This window comes from Streptomyces sp. NPDC029152, assembly GCF_055564355.1.
Genome location: NZ_JBVHWR010000009.1, coordinates 313,168 through 330,234, shown reverse-complemented (window position 1 = coordinate 330,234; position 17,067 = coordinate 313,168). Strand labels below are relative to the sequence as shown.

General features: G+C 71.9%; 14 protein-coding genes and 2 pseudogenes. 3 read left to right on the top strand and 13 right to left on the bottom strand.

Annotation, left to right across the window (positions count from 1 at the left end):
* Positions 1 to 190 precede the first annotated feature (190 nt).
* From ACZ4V6_RS21395 to pcaDC, 4 genes are all read right to left on the bottom strand, one after another.
* On the bottom strand, positions 191 to 598 hold the full coding sequence (locus ACZ4V6_RS21395) for a DUF6278 family protein (RefSeq protein WP_467829638.1): 408 nt from the start codon (positions 596 to 598) through the stop codon (positions 191 to 193).
* An 83-nt stretch (positions 599 to 681) separates the two neighbouring features.
* The gene (locus ACZ4V6_RS21390) at positions 682 to 1,461 is read right to left on the bottom strand and encodes an exodeoxyribonuclease III (RefSeq protein ID WP_467829635.1); all 780 of its coding nucleotides are present in this window, start codon (positions 1,459 to 1,461) and stop codon (positions 682 to 684) included.
* A gap of 93 nt (positions 1,462 to 1,554) precedes the next feature.
* Positions 1,555 to 2,190, bottom strand: coding sequence for an MBL fold metallo-hydrolase (locus ACZ4V6_RS21385; protein WP_467829633.1), 636 nt, complete (start codon positions 2,188 to 2,190; stop codon positions 1,555 to 1,557).
* A 53-nt stretch (positions 2,191 to 2,243) separates the two neighbouring features.
* Complete coding sequence (pcaDC, locus tag ACZ4V6_RS21380) at positions 2,244 to 3,686, bottom strand: bifunctional 3-oxoadipate enol-lactonase/4-carboxymuconolactone decarboxylase PcaDC (RefSeq protein ID WP_467829630.1); 1,443 nt, start codon at positions 3,684 to 3,686, stop codon at positions 2,244 to 2,246.
* A 392-nt stretch (positions 3,687 to 4,078) separates the two neighbouring features.
* Here pcaDC and ACZ4V6_RS21375 point away from each other — a divergent pair, with 392 nt between their 5' ends.
* On the top strand, positions 4,079 to 4,465 hold the full coding sequence (locus tag ACZ4V6_RS21375) for a hypothetical protein (RefSeq protein ID WP_467829627.1): 387 nt from the start codon (positions 4,079 to 4,081) through the stop codon (positions 4,463 to 4,465).
* Here the strand turns inward: ACZ4V6_RS21375 and ACZ4V6_RS21370 are convergent.
* A pseudogene (locus tag ACZ4V6_RS21370) lies at positions 4,414 to 4,835 on the bottom strand (transposase); the annotation flags it as partial. The gene ACZ4V6_RS21375 and the pseudogene ACZ4V6_RS21370 overlap by 52 nt on opposite strands.
* Positions 4,836 to 5,266: 431 nt before the next feature.
* Here ACZ4V6_RS21370 and ACZ4V6_RS21365 point away from each other — a divergent pair.
* Positions 5,267 to 6,748 (top strand): PP2C family protein-serine/threonine phosphatase, encoded by a 1,482-nt coding sequence (locus ACZ4V6_RS21365; protein WP_467829625.1) that lies wholly within the window; start codon positions 5,267 to 5,269, stop codon positions 6,746 to 6,748.
* A gap of 8 nt (positions 6,749 to 6,756) precedes the next feature.
* Complete coding sequence (locus tag ACZ4V6_RS21360; protein ID WP_467829622.1) at positions 6,757 to 7,239, top strand: STAS domain-containing protein; 483 nt, start codon at positions 6,757 to 6,759, stop codon at positions 7,237 to 7,239.
* Between the two features lie 273 nt (positions 7,240 to 7,512).
* On the opposite strand, the gene ACZ4V6_RS21355 is transcribed toward ACZ4V6_RS21360, so the two are convergent.
* The 8 genes and pseudogenes from ACZ4V6_RS21355 to ACZ4V6_RS21320 all read right to left on the bottom strand — a co-directional run bounded on the left by ACZ4V6_RS21355 (position 7,513) and on the right by ACZ4V6_RS21320 (position 17,046).
* Positions 7,513 to 8,466 (bottom strand): anti-sigma factor RsbA family regulatory protein, encoded by a 954-nt coding sequence (locus ACZ4V6_RS21355; protein WP_467829620.1) that lies wholly within the window; start codon positions 8,464 to 8,466, stop codon positions 7,513 to 7,515.
* On the bottom strand, positions 8,463 to 9,338 hold the full coding sequence (locus ACZ4V6_RS21350; RefSeq protein WP_467829617.1) for an MEDS domain-containing protein: 876 nt from the start codon (positions 9,336 to 9,338) through the stop codon (positions 8,463 to 8,465). The genes ACZ4V6_RS21355 and ACZ4V6_RS21350 overlap by 4 nt, the downstream gene beginning before the upstream one ends.
* 345 nt (positions 9,339 to 9,683) lie before the next feature.
* Positions 9,684 to 10,264 (bottom strand): annotated as a pseudogene (locus ACZ4V6_RS21345) (thiamine pyrophosphate-dependent enzyme); the annotation flags it as partial.
* Between the two features lie 488 nt (positions 10,265 to 10,752).
* Complete coding sequence (locus ACZ4V6_RS21340; protein ID WP_087788960.1) at positions 10,753 to 11,076, bottom strand: putative quinol monooxygenase; 324 nt, start codon at positions 11,074 to 11,076, stop codon at positions 10,753 to 10,755.
* Between the two features lie 66 nt (positions 11,077 to 11,142).
* The gene (locus ACZ4V6_RS21335) at positions 11,143 to 11,967 is read right to left on the bottom strand and encodes an alpha/beta fold hydrolase (RefSeq protein WP_467829614.1); all 825 of its coding nucleotides are present in this window, start codon (positions 11,965 to 11,967) and stop codon (positions 11,143 to 11,145) included.
* A gap of 160 nt (positions 11,968 to 12,127) precedes the next feature.
* Positions 12,128 to 14,887 carry an ATP-binding protein gene (locus tag ACZ4V6_RS21330; RefSeq protein ID WP_467829612.1) on the bottom strand — a complete coding sequence of 920 codons (2,760 nt, stop codon included), beginning with the start codon at positions 14,885 to 14,887 and terminating at the stop codon, positions 12,128 to 12,130.
* 561 nt (positions 14,888 to 15,448) lie between these two features.
* Complete coding sequence (locus tag ACZ4V6_RS21325; RefSeq protein ID WP_467829608.1) at positions 15,449 to 16,690, bottom strand: low temperature requirement protein A; 1,242 nt, start codon at positions 16,688 to 16,690, stop codon at positions 15,449 to 15,451.
* On the bottom strand, positions 16,687 to 17,046 hold the full coding sequence (locus ACZ4V6_RS21320; RefSeq protein WP_467829605.1) for a putative antibiotic biosynthesis monooxygenase: 360 nt from the start codon (positions 17,044 to 17,046) through the stop codon (positions 16,687 to 16,689). The genes ACZ4V6_RS21325 and ACZ4V6_RS21320 overlap by 4 nt, the downstream gene beginning before the upstream one ends.
* Positions 17,047 to 17,067: the final 21 nt, after the last annotated feature.

The window sequence follows — 17,067 nt, the reverse complement described above, 5'->3', positions numbered from 1 at the left end:
GCCCGTGGTCGTGCGCTCGGCGGTCCGTGCGGTCGTCGTCGCCATGATGTGCCCTCCCTGTCGATCGGCCCCGTCGCTGTCCATTCATCGGCCGACGAGACAGCGCATACCCCGAACACGGGTGCGCATGCTGTGGTCTTTCCGGAAAATTATCGCCCCTTCGGTCCGTGCGTGACGCCTGCCCCCGGCGTCAGTGCTCCGAGACCTCGGCGTACTGCTGCGACAGTTCGGGAACGCCGTCCTCCGCCCAGGCACAGCCGGACGCCACCACGTCGAACTCGCGGCCCGAGGCGAGCCGGACGACCGGCCGGCCGTCCGCCCGGATGGTCCAGACGGCATCCGGCACCGTGCGCACGATCACGGTCCCCAGGTACAGACCCACGTCGTTGCCGAGCCAGAGCATGATCTCCTCGTCGGCGCGCCAGCGCGGCAGCATCTGGTCGAGCCGCGCCAACGAGGCCTCGGAGTCGTCGAGCCGGATGCCCTCCCGGGACGCCTGCGAGCGCAGCAGATCACAGTCGGCGAGCAGCTCGGCGATGCCGTCCGGGTCGTGGAGCCGGACGGTCTCGCGCCGCTTGCCCAGGAAGGGGAAGTGCATCCCCCCAGACTGACATTCGCACCGCCGTGCGCACCACAGGCACGCGGGGCCGGACCCGGCCGGGGGCGGGATGCGGAGGACGCCTACACGTCCAGGTCGACCACGACCGGCGCGTGGTCCGAGGCACCCTTGCCCTTGCGCTCCTCGCGGTCGACGTAGGCGTCGGTGACGGCCTTGGCGAACGGCTCGTTGCCGTAGACCAGGTCGATGCGCATGCCGCGGTTCTTGGGGAAGCCGAGCTGACGGTAGTCCCAGTACGTGAAGGGGTGGTCGTACTTCAGCGGGCGCGGCACGACGTCGGACAGCCCGGTCTCCCGCAGGGAGGCGAGGGCGGCGCGCTCGGCGGGGGTGACGTGGGTGGAGCCCTCGAAGGCGGCGCGGTCGTAGACGTCGTCGTCGGTCGGCGCCACGTTGTAGTCGCCCAGCACGGCGAACGGCCGGCCGCCGGCCGCGTCGGCCGCGACGGCCGCGCGCAGCGCCTCGAACCACTGGAGCTTGTAGGCGTAGTGGGCGTGCTCGACCTCGCGGCCGTTGGGCACGTACACCGACCAGACGCGGACCGGGCCGCAGGTCGCGGAGACGGCGCGGGGCTCCTGGGCACCGTCGTAGTCCGGCCCTCCGGGCAGGCCCTTGACCACGTCCGTCAGACCGACGCGGGAGAGCACCGCCACGCCGTTCCACCGTCCGGTGGCGTGCACGGCGGCCTCGTAGCCCTTCTCGCGCAGCTCGTCGAACGGGAACTGCTCCTCGGCGACCTTGGCCTCCTGGAGGCACAGCACGTCGGTGCCGCTGCTCTCCAGCCAGGCGAGCAGCCTCGGCAGGCGGGCGGTGATCGAGTTCACGTTCCAGGTGGCGATGCGCATGTCCCCCAACCTACCGGGCGGGACCGACAGCCCGGCCCCGCCCGGCCCCGCCCGGCACGGCCGCGGGACGCCCGGCCGCTCACCCCCGGCCTCTCACACCCGGACGGACTCCCCCGGGGCCAGCCGCAGGTGCTCGGAGCCGCCCAGCTGCCCGATCTGACGGTCGTAGACGGGGCGGGCGAGGTCGGTGAGGAGTGCGTCGTGGATGTCGTAGGCGCGCTGCGGCTTCACCTCGCGGACGTAGTCGATGACCTCGGAGATCTTGTTCCAGGGGGCCATGACGGGCAGCATCAGCGTCTCGACCGGGTGGCCGGGGACGGTGAGGGCGTCGCCCGGGTGGAAGACCGCGCCGCCGTTCACGAGGAACCCGACGTTGCCGACGCGCGGGATGTCCGGGTGGATCACCGCGTGCAGCTCGCCGTGGACCTGTACGTCGAAGCCGGCGGCGGTGAAGGTGTCGCCGTGGCCGACGGTGTGCACGCGGCCCGGGAACGCCGCCGAGATCTTTTCCGCGACGGACTTCAGCGTCCAGATCTCGGCGGCCGGATTGTCCTCCATCGCGGCGCGCAGCCGCAGCTCGTCGAAGTGGTCGGGGTGCTCGTGGGTGACGAGGACGGCGTCCGCGCCGAGGGCGGCGTCCTCCTCGCTGAATCCGCCCGGGTCGAGGACGAGCGTCCGCCCGTCCTTCTCGAGGCGGACGCAGGCGTGCGACTTCTTGGTGAGCTTCATGTCTCCATCCTGCCGCCGCGCCTCACCGGGGCGCGAACGGCCCCCGGGCGCGCTCACTCCGGCGGCGTGGTCTCCTCGCGGACGACCCGCTGGGCCACCCGGAAGGCGCTGTTCGCCGCCGGTACGCCGCAGTAGACGGCGGCCTGGAGCAGCACTTCCTTGATCTCGTCCGGGGTGAGCCCGTTGCGCAGGGCGGCCCGGACGTGGGAGGCGAGCTCCTCCAGGTGACCGCCCGCGACGAGGGCGGTGAGCGTGACGCAGCTGCGGGTGCGGCGGTCCAGGCCGGGCCGGTCCCAGACCTCGCCCCACGCGTACCGGGTGAGGAGCTCCTGGAAGTCCCCGGAGAACTCGTCGGCCTGCGCCAGCGTCCGGTCGACGTGCGCGTCGCCGAGCACCTCGCGGCGGACCTTCAGCCCCGCGTCGTACGGGTCGGGCCGCCCCTGCGCGTGCGCCTCGGGCGGTACGGCGGCCGGGGCGATCTCGGCGACGGGAACGGCCCTCGGCGGGGCGGGCGCGGTCTGCGGCGCGGCGGGGACGGCCTGCGGCGGCACGGGGACGGCCTGGGCCGGCACGGGGGCCACCTGGGCCGGTACGGGGGCGACGGCCAGGGCGGGCTGGACGGGGGCCGCGGAGCCGGTGGGGACGGCGTGGACCGCGGGTGCCGCGTGGACGGCGGGCGGGACGGGCGTCTGGCCCGTGGCGGCGTCGTGCGCGGTCTGCCAGGCGGTGTTGAAGTGCCGGACCAGCAGGTCGGTGACGGCCGCGGGCTGCTCGACCGGGACCAGGTGGGAGGCGCCGGGGACGACGGCGAGGCGGGCGTCGGGGATGCCGGCGACCAGGGTGCGGGCCTCGGCGGGTCCGGTGACCTGGTCGTCGGATCCGACGAGGACCAGGGTCGGTACGCCGACCTGGCCGAGCCGGCCCCGCACGTCGAACGCGGCGAGCGCCTCGCAGGCGGAGATGTAGCAGCCGGGGTCGGTGGTCCGCACCATCTGCACGGCCCACTCGGTGATCGCGGGCTGGGCCGCGGCGAACCCCGCGGTGAACCATCTCTCGGGCGCGCTGCGGGCGATGGGGTCCAGCCCGTTGGTCCGGACGATCACGCCGCGCTGCCGGAACTCGTCGGCCGTGCCGAAGCGCGGCGAGGCGGCGATCAGCGCGAGGGACGCCAGACGCTCGGGGTGGCGCAGGGCCAGCTCGATGCCGACGGCGCCGCCGAACGCGCAGCCCGCGTAGCCGAAGCGCTGCACGCCGAGTCCGTCGAGCGTGGCCAGCAGCCGTGCGGTGAGGTCGGCGACGGAGCCCGCCGCGTAGGCCGGGGCGCCCCCGTGACCGGGCAGGTCGAAACGGAAGACCCTCCACTGCTGCGCCAGCTCGGGGACCTGCCGGTCCCACATGTGCCATGTGGTACCCAGTGAGGGACCCAGGATCAGGACCGGAGCGTCTTCTGGCCCGTCAAAGCGGTATTGCAGGGTGTTCGGTGGTGTCTCACTCACGCCCCAGACCCTCTCACGTCTCAGACGCCCCTATTACGCGGGGACGCGAGAAACCGGTCTGACCAGGTTGAAGACCTCGCGGGCTGCGTATCGTTCGAGGCATCGGATGATCTCGCGATGGGCCGCGGTGGTGCCGGTCTCCGACCGGTGCGCGTACGCCGGGGCGGTCGTCGCTGCCCATGAGGGCTTCGGTGGTTTCCACGGCCACGCTGGTACTAGGCCCTGTCTGACAATGATCGTGTTGTGGCAGATCTTCTCTGTGGAATCGGCCGACTTCTCGTGAGAGGGTCCTGCATGTGATCAGTCAGGATGGCGCCCGAGTCCGCGAGCTCGTACTCGTGGAGGGAGTTCGTCCCGCGGACGTTGTGTGTGTTCATCGCGAAGCGCTTCACGTGCTGCGTTCGAGCATCGACGCAGCCCACATCGACGCCTACAGCGATGACGACTGGCCGGCCGAAGTCCTGCACTCGTATGAGTATGCGCTGTCACTGGCTCGGCAGGAGGTCGTGAGCGGCACCCGGTCCAGGCGTTCCGATCCTGGGACGGGGATCGACCTTGATGTCCGAGACGATGGGCAATTCAAGGTGCTGTCGGACTTGGCGCCCTACACGATCCACGCCGAAGGCTGGGGGGACGGCCGGCTGGTCTTCAGCGCCAGCGACTCGGGAACGGCCCTGTGGACTGAGGTCACGCAGGAACAGGAAGCAGCACTTCTGTCCCGATTGGGTCAGCTGGGGATCTCATCGGGCGTGCTCACCGTCCTGGCACCCGGGCGCTGAGCACCTGTCGGCCCGGGTTCGCGGAGCCAGAGGATCAGCGAGGCAAAGTGGAGTCCGGCCTGGTAGCGGGCCGCGAGCTTGTCGAAGCGGGTTGCTACCGCACGGAACTGCTTGAGCCGGTTGAAGCACCTCTCGACGACGTTTCGGTGCTTGTACGCCTCCGCGTCGAAGGCGAGTGGCCGGCCGCCTCGCGAACCTCGGCGGAGCCGGTTGGTGACCTGGTCGGAGCGTGCAGGGATCGTGACGGCGATGCCACGATCCCTGCACCAGGCGCGGATCGCCCGGGACGAACAGGCTTTGTCCGCCAGATCCGGTCCGGGCGGATGCATGGCCGTCCCCGTCCGGCACACGGGACACGGACAGTGTCGAGTGGCGGTGCCGCCCCTGCCGGCAGGGCGAGCCTGCTGGCACAGCCGCTGTGCCCTCAGGTTTCGTAGGCCACCAGCGCCGGTAAGCGCGGCTTGCAGATGCACCGGATGCCACATAGTCGTCGTGTCGCCGCAGGCAGGTCTCGGGTGACCGGCTCATCAGGCGGGCATTGGTTCCTCGCTGCTCGGCGCGGGGCCTGTCGCCCCGGCCCAGCGGTCGGCACAGTGTGATCAGGACAATGCGGTCAGCACTCACCTGAGTCAGACCCCGCCGTAGGGGCCTCCCGCCGACGCCGCCCCGGCACATCACACGGCAGAACGCGACCGGGGCCCGGCCGACGACGGCATTGGCTTTCGGGCGTGTTGTCGATTTAGGCTGCGTCGGTTCGTGCCGTTCACGGCGGCAGCCCATCGACGGAGAGGAAAGCCGGAAATGCAGCAGGCATCGGCCACCGACCCGGCTCCCGGGCGCCGCCCCGAGCTGGTCCCCGACCCGGATGTGGAGACGGCTCGTATCGCGGCGGTGCGCCGCTACGACATCCTCGACACCCCGCCCGACGGGGCGTTCGACCGGGTGGCGGCGATGGCCGCCCGGCTCTTCGACGTGCCGGTGGCGACCGTCACGATCGTGGACACCGACCGCATCTGGTTCAAGGCCACCCACGGCCTGGAGGGCGTCGCGGAGATCGGCCGTGATCCGGGCCTGTGCGGCTCGGCGATCCTGCGTGATGACACGATGGTCATCCCCGACACTCTCAAGGACCCCGTCGCGGTGGACAATCCGCTGGTCGCCGGAGAGATGGGGGTGCGCTTCTACGCCGCCGCACCGATCATCACCCCCGACGGGCACAAGCTGGGCACGGTCAACGTCCTCGACACCCGGCCACGCTCGATCACCGAGGAAGACACCGCCACCCTCGCCGATCTCGCCGCGATCGTGCTGGACGAGATGGAGCTGCGGCTGTCGGCGCTGCGCGCCCTGCGCGACGAGCAGGCCCGGCGGGAGGCGGAGAGGCGGCACGCCGAGGCGGAACGGGCGCGGGCGGAGGCGGAACGGGCGGCGCGGGAGAAGGCCGAGCAGGACAAGGCCGCCATCGCCGCCTTCGCCTCCACCCTCCAGCGCACCCTGCTGCCCCCGGCCCTTCCCGTCGTACCGGGCCTGGAACTGGCCTGCCACTACCGCACCGCCTCCGCCCACGACGTGGGCGGCGACTTCTACGACGTCTTCCCCCTCGACGGCGACCGGTGGGCGTTCTTCCTCGGTGACGTGTGCGGCAAAGGCCCCGAGGCGGCGACCGTCACCGCCCTGGCCCGCCACACCCTGCGCACCGCGGCCCAGATCAACGCCGACCCCGTCACCGTGCTGAGCGCGCTCAACACCATGCTGCTCACCGACGTCACCGCCGGCCGCCGCTTCTGCACCGTCCTCTTCGGCCTCCTGGAACCCCGGGAGGACGGCGGCTTCACCGTCACCATCGCGACCGGTGGCCACCCGCCGGCCTACCATGTGCGCCCCGACGACGGCGGCGCCGTCTGGGTGCGGGCCGTACGCCCCCAGGGCGGCATGCTCGTCGGCGCCTTCCCCCAGGCGCCCTTCGCCCAGACCACGTTCTCCCTGACTGCCGGGGAAAGCCTGTTCCTCTACACCGACGGGCTGATCGAAGCCCGCACCACCGAGGGCACCATGCTCGGTGACGACGGCCTGACCGGCTTCCTCCACCAGCGCACCGGACACGTCACCGCCACCTCCCTGGTCGAGGACAGCATCACCCTGCTGACCTCGCTGCCCGACGGAGCCGGCGACGACGTGGCCCTGCTGGCCCTGTCCGTCCCCCACCCTCACACCACACCCGACGGCAGTGTCTCTGCCACCGCCCACACTGCCGCCGCGCCCGAACACTTCGGCCAGGAGTGACGACCGACGTGACCGACACGCTGCAGCTGACCGTCCAGCACCCCCGTCCCGGCCTCGCGATCGCCGTCGTCGCCGGCGACGTGGACACGCGCACCGCGGACACCCTGCGCCGCGAAGCCTCGGGGGTCATCGAGCAGGGGTGCCCGCACCTGGTTCTGGACCTGTCACAGGTCGGCTTCTGCGACTCCGCCGGTCTGAGCGCGCTCATCGGCCTCTGGCACGCCGCCCAAGCGGTGGGCGGTGCGCTCAGACTTGCCGCCGTCCCCGACCGCCTGATGCGGATGCTCGTCCTCACCGGTGTCGACGCAGTCCTGCCGGTCCATGCCACCGCCGCCGAAGCAGTCACCGCCATGACCGCTGGCCAGTCGACCAGCGCAGACGTACAGGGCTGCGCCACCCATGTCGCCACCGACGGTGGGGCCGGTGAGCCGGCCGGAGGGGAGTACACGGCCCGCGACGGCGCTCAGACCCCCTCCACCAACCCGAGCTGATCGCGTCGACGCCCCACGGTGGGCGTCTGTACCAGCGTGAGCCCGGCGCTCTTGGCGCAATACCGGGCTCGGGCTGGCTGTCCCTTCCCCCGGGTGCCGCGGCGACCCACGAGTGACGGGGCGGCCTCGGCGCCTTGGAGACGCAACCGGCGTTCTTCCGCTGCCTGCCGGGCCTGGCCGGCGAGGTGGCGCTCGATGGCCGGCGCGGCGTCACGGGCGAAGAGGTGAGCAAGTACGAGGTCGGTGTGACGACGTCTCCCTGCAACGCACCGCTCAGTCCAGGGCCAGGTGCAGTCGCACGATCAGGCCCGACGGCGGAGTGCGCATCTCGACCAGATCGCACAACTGGTGCATCATCCAGACGCCACGGCCGCCGGCCGGCGACAGCGGGTCAGGACGGCGCCGGCCCACGAGCGCGTCGGTGAGCCGTCCTCGGTCCCTCACCTCGGCGATCAGAGTGTCGGTCGTGCGCCACAGCCGCAGAACGCCCTGTCCCCCGCCGTGCCGCACCGAATTGCCCGTGGCCTCGTTGACGGCCAGCAACCAGTCGGTGTGCCGGCTCGGGGACAGGCCCGCCGTCTGTGCCCAGTGCCCTGCGGTGTCACGGACATCGACGAGGTCCTGCTCCGTGAAGCGCAGGACGAGTGGATCCGCCGGCTCCTCCAGGGGTCCGTCGCAGTCGCGGCACACTGTCAGCGGGTCCTCGTAGCGCGGGCTGTGCCGGTAGCCGTCCGGGTCTCCGACGACGGGGTGCGTGCGGTGCGCCTCCGCCAGCACCCGCTCCGGCAGGGCGGTGTCGTAGGGGCACAGGATCGTGACGGGCCGGCCGTCGAACGCCAGGTTGATCAGCGCCTCGTGACGGGTCGCCTCACGCACCTCCGCAGGGGTGCGTCCGACCCAGATCGGTTCGCCCACGATGGACGGGCGCCGGTCCCGGTGCTGGTCGGCGAAGTTCTGCAGCAGCGACAGGATGCGCCCGGGGTTGCGTCCGGCCTGCCGCATGTCGATGAAGGTGATGTCCTCGTGTCCGGTGCCGATGGCTTCGCGGAGCAGTTGCAGACGTGGACCGGGAACGGCGACCAGGACGGGGCGCCCGCCGCTCGCCTCCGTGCGGACGAATGCGGCGACGCCCCGCAGGTAGTCCTCCTCGGTGGTGTAGAAGAGGGCGGGGTGGTGGAAGGACGGGCCGACCCGGCTCTCCGCCGACGCGGGTGTGTAGGTCGTCACTGGTCGGCCCCCTGGAGGCCGGCCCCCAGCTCGGGGAAGAGTTCCAGCATGCGGTGGAGCGCGGGCGGCGCCCCGACGAGCCGCACCGGTGCCCCGGACGGACGCCGCTGCGCGGCGTGGGCGATGTCGGCGAGTGCGGAGACGTCGAGGTGGTCGAGGCCGGACAGATCCAGGGTGATGTCCTTCGCCGTCGACGCGGCGATGGCGGCCGAGGCCGAGGCGGCCACGCGGCGGCTCTCGTAGCCTGCGGATCCGGACAGACGGAAGCCTGGCCGGTCGGCCAGAGGCGCGACCGAGAGGCCGGGCCTGGCGTGCGGGCGAGGTGCGGCGCCCGCACGCGTCAGGTGGGCGCCCACCAGCGCGTCGAGGGCCTCGGGTGCCAGCAGGCGGCGATCGTAGAAACACCAGGCCGTCAGCGGCAACTGCTCGAAGACCTCGTGGTGGATGCGCAGCTCGTACTCCAGCAGGCGCTCCGCGCCGGTTATGTGCCGGGCGCCCCAGGACATCTCGCCGATCACCCGCAGGTTCCCGTACCCCTGACCGGCGGCGGCCTCGACGGCACGGCGCCACAGTCCGATCATGGCGTCGGGGTCGAACCGGACCCCGGTCAGGTAGGTCTCGTCGGCGGTGGTCACCACGAGCTGTCCCCGCCGGACCGCGGAGTCGGCGTCCACGCCCCGCTCGGCGAGCGTACGGACCACGAGGCGCGGGTCGGTGGCGTCCGCGAAGTACTGCACCTGCTCGCCCCTGTCGAAACCCGCACGGACGAAGGGCACGAGATGGGCGGCCCACTCGTCGTCGGTGGAGTACTCCACCGCAACATGACGGGCCGCCGCGGCACCGCCGTCGGCCGATCCGCTCACGTCCCGCATCAGCCTGTCCTCCCGCATGCTCCGGCTGCCCGGCAAAACGGGCGGCCATCAGCCTATCGCAGGGCCCGGTAGTCCAGAGGGCCGTCACAACCCCCACCGGCGGACGGACCTCCCGCATCACGAGGGCGCGGCCGTGGGTGTCATGCGGGCGGGCCGGCGCTGCCGACGGCACCGTCCGCGGCGAGGGCGGCCAGCGCGTCGGCGACCATGTCGTGGATGGCGAGCACCTGGGGGATACCGGTCATGGACACCATGCGCACGAGACGGCCGAGGACGCACGCAGCCCGGAACGAGCCGCCCGCAGGGTGCTGAGACCGGCCGATTCGACGCAGTCCGCTTGGGCCAGCGGTCGGCGGCGGGGGCCCGGCCCCAGGCGGCCTCGACCTGCTCGGGCTTCTCCACCCGCACCCCGTCCAGGCCGATGCGCTGGGCGATCTCCGCGTACGGCAGGTCGGGAACGGGTTGCGACTCCTCGAGCTGCGGCGCGCCGGACATGGCGCGCATCTCCCAGGTGACCTGGCTGAGTGTCGCGGTTGTTCAGCACCGTCGCGATCAGCCGCGGGTCGAACCACTCGTGGTGGCACTCGACCGCGGTGCCCCTCTCCATCATGCCGTCCATCTGCATCGCGCCGTCACCGACCAGCGCGATCACCGACCGGTCGAGGTGGGCGAACTTCGTACCGATGGCGTAAGGGCACGCCGGGGTCCCATCGTGGCCGGCGTGCCGGACCGCGAGCCTCGCATCCGGCCCCGCGGCCACAGGTGGCGGGCGTACCAGGTGGCGGCCGGGCCGGAGTCGGCGCTGATGAGGGTGTCGTCGGGAGCTTGCCGTCCAGGGCGTGGACGACGTAGGGGTTGACCGGGTCTGCGTCCACGGCGGCGCCCCGCTGCATGACCTCCCACCAGCGGGCGACGTTCTTCTTGACACCCCTCACCGAGTTCCGGTGCACTCCTCCGCGCGCGACTGCGGCGTGCTCGGTGACAGCGGCCGTCAGTCGCCTGGTCGAGCACGGCACTGACGCAGCCGCGGCGGAGGGGTGCCGTGGGTGCCCGTTGCGGCGCACTCCGTCGAGACCTGTGCGCAGTCGGGCTCACATCGAAGGCAGTGTGGGGCGAGTTCTCTTCCAGTCGATGTGCTCCGCGGACCGTGAGTTTTTCGGTGCCCGTGCGCGAGCGAGGACCTGTCGGTGACGCCATGCATGTTCGGTGCCCGGCGCAAGGCGGGTTCTGTGCGGTGTGATCAGTGGCTGGGCAGGCGTGTGGCCCTGAGGCCGTCGAGGGGGTGCTCCCGGGGCAGGTGGGCCGGGTTCGGAGCGGGTGCTCCCGGAAAGCGGTCACCGGGAGCACCCAAGGGATGGGTTTTGCGGCGGTGTGCTCCGTCGGCGTCGATCCCGACGCCGGCGGGCGCCCTGCTCTAGTGGGCGGGGCGGAACGGACGCAGCAGGCGGATGCCGTCCTCGATGGATCCGTCGATCAGTTCGAGCATCTGCGGGACGAGTTCCCGCATCCGGGGCGCGGCGAGGTGTGCGTCGAGGTGGGCGCGTGTCTCCCAGCGTTCGTAGATGACGAACTCGCCGGGCCGGCCCTCGACTTCGTGGGACTCGTAGTCGATGTTGCCGGGGTCGTTGCGCGAGGGGGTGACGGCGGCGGTGATGAACGCCTTGAGGTCGTCCTCCCTGCCCGCCTTCGCCTTCGCGTCCCAGACGACGGTCACGTAGCCGGTGGGTGTTGCGGTCATGGTGATTCCTTCTCTGTTCCGTGGTGTGTTCCGTGCTGACGGGCTGTGTGTCGGTACCGAGCCGGGTCAGCTCTTGATGAAGTCGAGGAGGTCCGCGTTGACGGTGTCGGCGTTGACGGTGCACATGCCGTGCGACAGGCCCGGGTAGACCTTCAGGGTCACGTGCTCGACCAACGTGACCGCCGACCGGGCGGAGTCGGCGATCGGGACGATCTGGTCGTCGTCGCCGTGCATGAGGAGCGTGGGCACGTCGATCGCCCGGAGGTCGTCGGTGAAGTCCGTCTCCGAGAACGCTCTGATCCCCTCGTGGTGCGCCTGCGCGCTGCCGGCCATCCCCTGGCGCCACCAGTTCTGGATGATGCCCTGGGAGACGTCCGCGCCCGGACGGTTGAACCCGTAGAACGGCCCGGAGGCGATGTCGAGGTAGAACTGGGAGCGGTCGGTGGCCACGCCCTCGCGGAAGCCGTCGAAGACCTCCACCGGCAGCCCTGCGGGGTTGGATTCCGTCTGGACCATGAGCGGCGGGACCGCTGCGATGAGGACGGCCTTGGCGACCCGGCCGACACCGTGCCTGGCGACGTACCGGGCGACCTCTCCGCCACCGGCGCAGTGGCCGACGTGGACGACGTCGCGCAGACCGAGGTGCGCCACCACGGCGGCGGCGTCCGCCGCGTAACGGTCCATGTCGTGCCCGTGGCCGACCTGGGCGGAGCGCCCGTGCCCACGGCGGTCGTGGGCGACGACGCGGTAGCCCCGCCGGACGAGGAACAGCAACTGGGCGTCCCAGTCGTCCGAGCTCAGCGGCCAGCCGTGGTGGAACATGACCGGCCGGCCCGAGCCCCAGTCCTTGTAGAAGATCTCGACTCCGTCGCCGGTGGTGACGAACGGCATGGTCCGCTCCTCGTGGTCTCGCCCGGGTACCGGGCGGATTCGATGTCTCCACGAGAATGGCTCGGCCACCGTGCCGCCAGCCTCCGTCAGTTGACTGACATCCGGCCGACGGCTCGCTCACGTCAGTACCGTGGCAGTGCTGGGACCCGAGAGGCAGCTCTCACGGCCGGGTGGCCGGAGGCCCGGGAGGCAGCGCCTCCAGAGCGTCGCGGAGCCCGGCCCGCGACGTGATCCCCAGCTTCGGGAACACACGGTAGAGATGCGACGACACGGTCCGCGGCGAAAGGAACAGACGCGACGCGATCTGCGGGTTCGACAGCCCCGTCGCCGCCAGCCTGGCGACCTCCAGCTCCTGCGGGGTGAGGGCCTCGCCTGCCTTGCCCCGGCCGGTCCGCGTCATCCCGGTGGCGCGGAGCTCCGCCGCGGCCCGGGCCTCCCACGAACGGGCCCCGAGCTCCTCGAAGCGGCCGCGGGCGGCGGCCAGCTGCCTCCGGGCCTCGCGGTTGAGCCCCTGACGGCGCAGCCTCTCGCCGTACGCCAGGTGAGCACGGCCGACCTCGAAGGGCCACTGCTCGATGCCCGGCAGCCCGAGCGCCTCCTCGAAGCACCGGACCATGTCCTCGGCAGCCGATGTCATCGCCGTGACCGTGGCCGCGCTCAGCGCGAACCGCGACGAGAGGTGACCGACACCGGCGTCGCGCAGCGCGTCCGCGTGCCGTCGCGCCTCCGCGTGCCGCCCGGAGCGCACGGCGGCCTCGACGAGGTCCGGCGCGGACCACACGGCCTCGGGGTTGAACGCCGGCAGCACACCCGGGGCGCAGATCGCCGTGGCGTGCCGGAACGCCGTCTCGAAGTCGGCGGCGCCGAGGGCCGCCCGGGCCGCCGCCTGGTGGGCGCAGTTCTCCAGCCGCCGCAGGCCCCTGGGACCCGACCACCCCCAGATGTCCTCGCAGTGCTCCCGGCACGCGTCGAGGGCGCCGCGCTGGGCCGCGGCCATCGCAGCGACGTAGTGCCCCACCTGGGCGAACAGGTGGTACCCCGTCTCCTCGGACAGTGCGACGAGCTCGTCCGCGGCACCGGCCGACGCCTGCCACCGGCCGGCGTACAGGTCGTCCAGGGCGACGAACATCAGGGCCGGCATGCTCGATCCCACCGCGCCGCCGTCGCGTATGACCCGGGAGACGGCCTCGCGACAGCCCGGAAGCCGGTCGAGGTACGAGGCGGTCAGGGCGGTGCGGATGACCACGTCGGCGTCGTTCTGGTCCCTCAGCCGCGCGATCTCCTCGTCCAGGCGGCGCAGCATGCCGTCGGTGACGGAGCCGAGGTCGTGGTGGACGCGCCCCAGCGACGCCGCGGCGGCGGGCGCCGCCTCGGGGAACCGGGCGAGCACGTCGACCAGAGGTTGCCAGTGCTCGGGCCGGCCCGAGTACTGGCTGACGAGGGTGAGGGTGAACAGCGCGGTCTCCAGCTCCTCATGCGGCGGTCCGGGCATCACCGGGGCCTGCTCGACCGCCTCCATCAGGAGCGCCTGGGCCGTATCGGCGTCGCCTTCCGTGACGAGCACCAGGAAGCCGGCCGTCGCGGCCGCCGAGAGCGACCGGGCCGCCGGATTGCCCTCGACCTCACGCATGATCTCGTGGCTGACCTCCAGATGGCCTGTGACCCAGGCGGCGGCATAGGCGGCCTGCGACAGGCGGCGCCTGCGGTCCGCGCGGTCGGTGCTCAGCTCGGCCGCGCGCCGCAGTCTCGCGATCGCGCCGTCGGCGTCACCGCGCCGCAGGCTGCTCCGGGCCGCCGACTCCACGACGGCGGCGACCGCCTCGTCGGGCGCCGTCGTGGCTCTCGCGAGGTGATCACCGCGCCGCTCGGGCTGGTCGGCCAGCGCGTCGGCCAGCCGGCGGTGGGCGCCGCGCCGCTGTTCACCGGTGGAACCGTCGACCACCGCGGACCTGACCAGCGGATGCCTGAAGCGCACCGCGCGGCCGTTCTCCGTGACCATGACCAGGTGGTCACGCTCCGCGGGAGCGAGTTCCTCGAGGCTGCCCGGCCCGCCGGCCGCCTCGAGGACGCCGATGTCGCCGGAGCCCTCAAGAGCCGCGAGCAGCAGTACCTCACGCGTTCCCCGCGGCAGTCGTCCGACGCGGGCGCCGTACAGAGCGCGGACGTCCCGCCCCGGGCCGCTCGCCCACCCCGCCCCTTGGCCGTGTCGGTCGCCGGACACCCCGGTGGACCCGGCGAACTCGAGCAGCGCCAGGGGATTTCCCTGCGCCTCGTGGGCCACGGTCGAAAGAACCCGGCGGGGAAGGTGAGCAAAGCGTCGGGACAGCAGCCGCAGGGCGTCCGCGTCACCCAGCGGCGCGACCTCGAGCTCCGGCAGACCGGTGGACCGGAAGGACTCGCCGGACTCCGCCCGCTGCGCTCCGAGCAGCCCGATGCGGCGGCCCCCCAGTCTTCTGGCGACGAAACCCACCGCGGCCCGGCTCGCCTGGTCGACGACATGGAGGTCATCGACCACGAGGAGCAACGGCCGCTCCTTCGCGGCCTCGTCGAACAGGGACAGTGCCGCGTTCAGGACGGCGATCCGGCTCGGCGCGGGACCGGCGCCGAGACCGAGGGCGACCTCGAGGGCCTCCCGCATGGAACGCGGCAGACGGCCGAGCTCGTCCGGCAGCGAGCCGACGAGCTGATGGAGCCCCGCGAAGCTGATGTCCGTCTCGTACTCGACACCGCTGCCGCGGACGACCCGCACTCCCTTCGCCACCGCCAGCTCGGCGGTCGCGTCCAGGAGTGCCGTCTTCCCCACGCCCGGATCACCGGTGAGCACCAGGACAGCTCCGTCCGTCCCAGCCATGTCCAGGAACGCCGCAAGCTCGGCGAGCTCGCCCTCCCGGCCGACCAGCCCGGTCGGGCCGACGCCCATGCCTGTCCCTGACTTCGCCCACATCCGCCGCGTCCCTCGTCCTGCCTCGCGAAGCAGTCGAAACACCAGCCACGCACCTGACCAGGAAGTATTGCACCCACCGGTAAACGGAGCCTGAAGCCATCCGCTTCGCCGACACTCCCGGCTCCCCGACGAAGATCATGCAGAGCACCCGTCGGGCGCTGCAGCCCCACCGCGACGACAGCACCAAGGGCAGTCAGCCTTCCCGGGAAGCCCTTCGAGTCGGCTGACGACGGTGATGTGGGTGGCGTCGGCATTGGCGGCCTGAGCGGCGTCGAGGACCTTGGTGGTCTCGGCTCCGTCGATGAGTACGCGACCCACCCGGCGGTGCCCACGGCGCGTACGGTCGCGTGGGTCACCGCGTCCGCGCCCCGCCGTGAGGACGTTGTCCGGGGCCGGCGGGCTCGCGGTGCCGAGCGGGTGCGTCCCCGTCGTCGGCGTGAACAACGTGTCGCTGTCACTGAGCAGGTGCAGCGGGCGCACGGCACGGGCGTCGTCGTACGCCGTGCCGGCCAGGTTTCCGCGGCGGCGAGGGTTCCCTCACGGAACCGGCACCGCGACGCCTTCCTCGCCCATCCCGCGCTCCGGGCTCGCCCCGAGCGCCGTCAGCGTCACCCCGGCTGCCACCGCCAGCGCCGCCACCAGCCCCGCCGCGAGCACCGCCCAGTGACCCAGGAACGTACAGACGACCACCAGCAGCGCCGTGGCCGGCAGCACCGACTGCTGGGCGATCCCCACCTTGGAGAAGCGCGAGTGCAGCGCCCACACCGTGAGCAGGAACAGCGCTGTCGGCAGCGTCACCGCTGCCGACGCCGACAGCGCCGAAAGGTGCGTCTTGCCCACCGCCTGCTCCACCGCCACCTCCAGGCCGGCCCCGATCGCGGCACCCGAGACGAAGATCAGGTAATGGCCGTAGCCCCAGAGGAAGGACTGCCGGTCGGACCGGAGGTGCCCGTGGACGGGGGCCGCGAAGTAGACCCACCAGGCGGCGAAGATGATCAGCAGTCCGCCGGCGGCGATGGACAGCAACTCGCCCAGGGTCTCGTGCTCGTCGATCCCCGACTTCACGGCGACGGTGGCCGCCGCGATGGTCTCGCCGAGCACGATGAGCGTGAGCAGCCCGTACCGTTCGGCGATGTGGTGGGGGTGCCAGGGCGTGGGGTGGGCCCGCTCCGCATACAGCGGTACGGCCATCTCCGGCAACGCCATCACCAGGAAGACCCACGGGCGGCCGGCCTCCGGCAGGGCCAGTAGCCCCAGCCAGCCGACCTGGCACAGCCCGATGGCGTACCGCAGCGCCATCGTCCGCTCGGGGCCCTGGCTCGACCGCGCCACGCGCAGCCACTGCGCCGTCATGGCGAGCCGCATGATCACATAGCCCAGGACGACGACCAGGTACGCGTGTTCCTCGAACACCTGGGAGACGCCTGCCGTCAGGACGAGCACGCCGGCCATCTGGATCAGCGTGACGATCCGGTACAGCACGTCGTCGTTGTCGTAGGCCGAGGCGAACCACGTGAAGTTCATCCACGCCCACCAGATGGCGAAGAAGATCATCAGGTAGTCGAGGATCCCCTCGCCCGTGTGTCCCTCGACCATGGCGTGCACCAACTGGGCGCCTGCCTGGGCTATGGCCACGATGAAGCACAGGTCGAAGAAGAGCTCCAGCGAGGAGACGCCGCGGCGGGTCTCGTCGCGGCCCCGTGCCGTGAGCCTGCGCAGCGGTCTGTGGTGTGCGGGCGCCGCGGAGCACACCGGCGGCGGAACCGGGCTGCTCGTCATCTGGTGAGCCAAGCTCCGAAACGCCGCTGCAGTCGGGGATTGATCTGCCAGACCATCGCTGCTGCCGCCGCCGGGACGAGTACAGCGAGTCGCACCGGCAGGTACAGATCCTCCAGAACAGGGTTCGTGGCCAGGCCCAGCAGGACGATGGTGGGGTAGATACCGCACACGGTGAGGAGCCACAGCTTCCAACGCCGGGCGGTAGCCGGGACGGTGGGGCCGAGCCGGGGGTCGGCGTTCGCGAACGCGTTCCGGCTCCGCTCCCGGAGCGTGTGCCGGATGCCTGCCACCGCCGGTGGGCTCGGCAGTCCAGGATCGTCGGCACCGTAGGCATCGGAAACAGTTCTCTCGTTCATGGACCACTCCACATCGAAAAG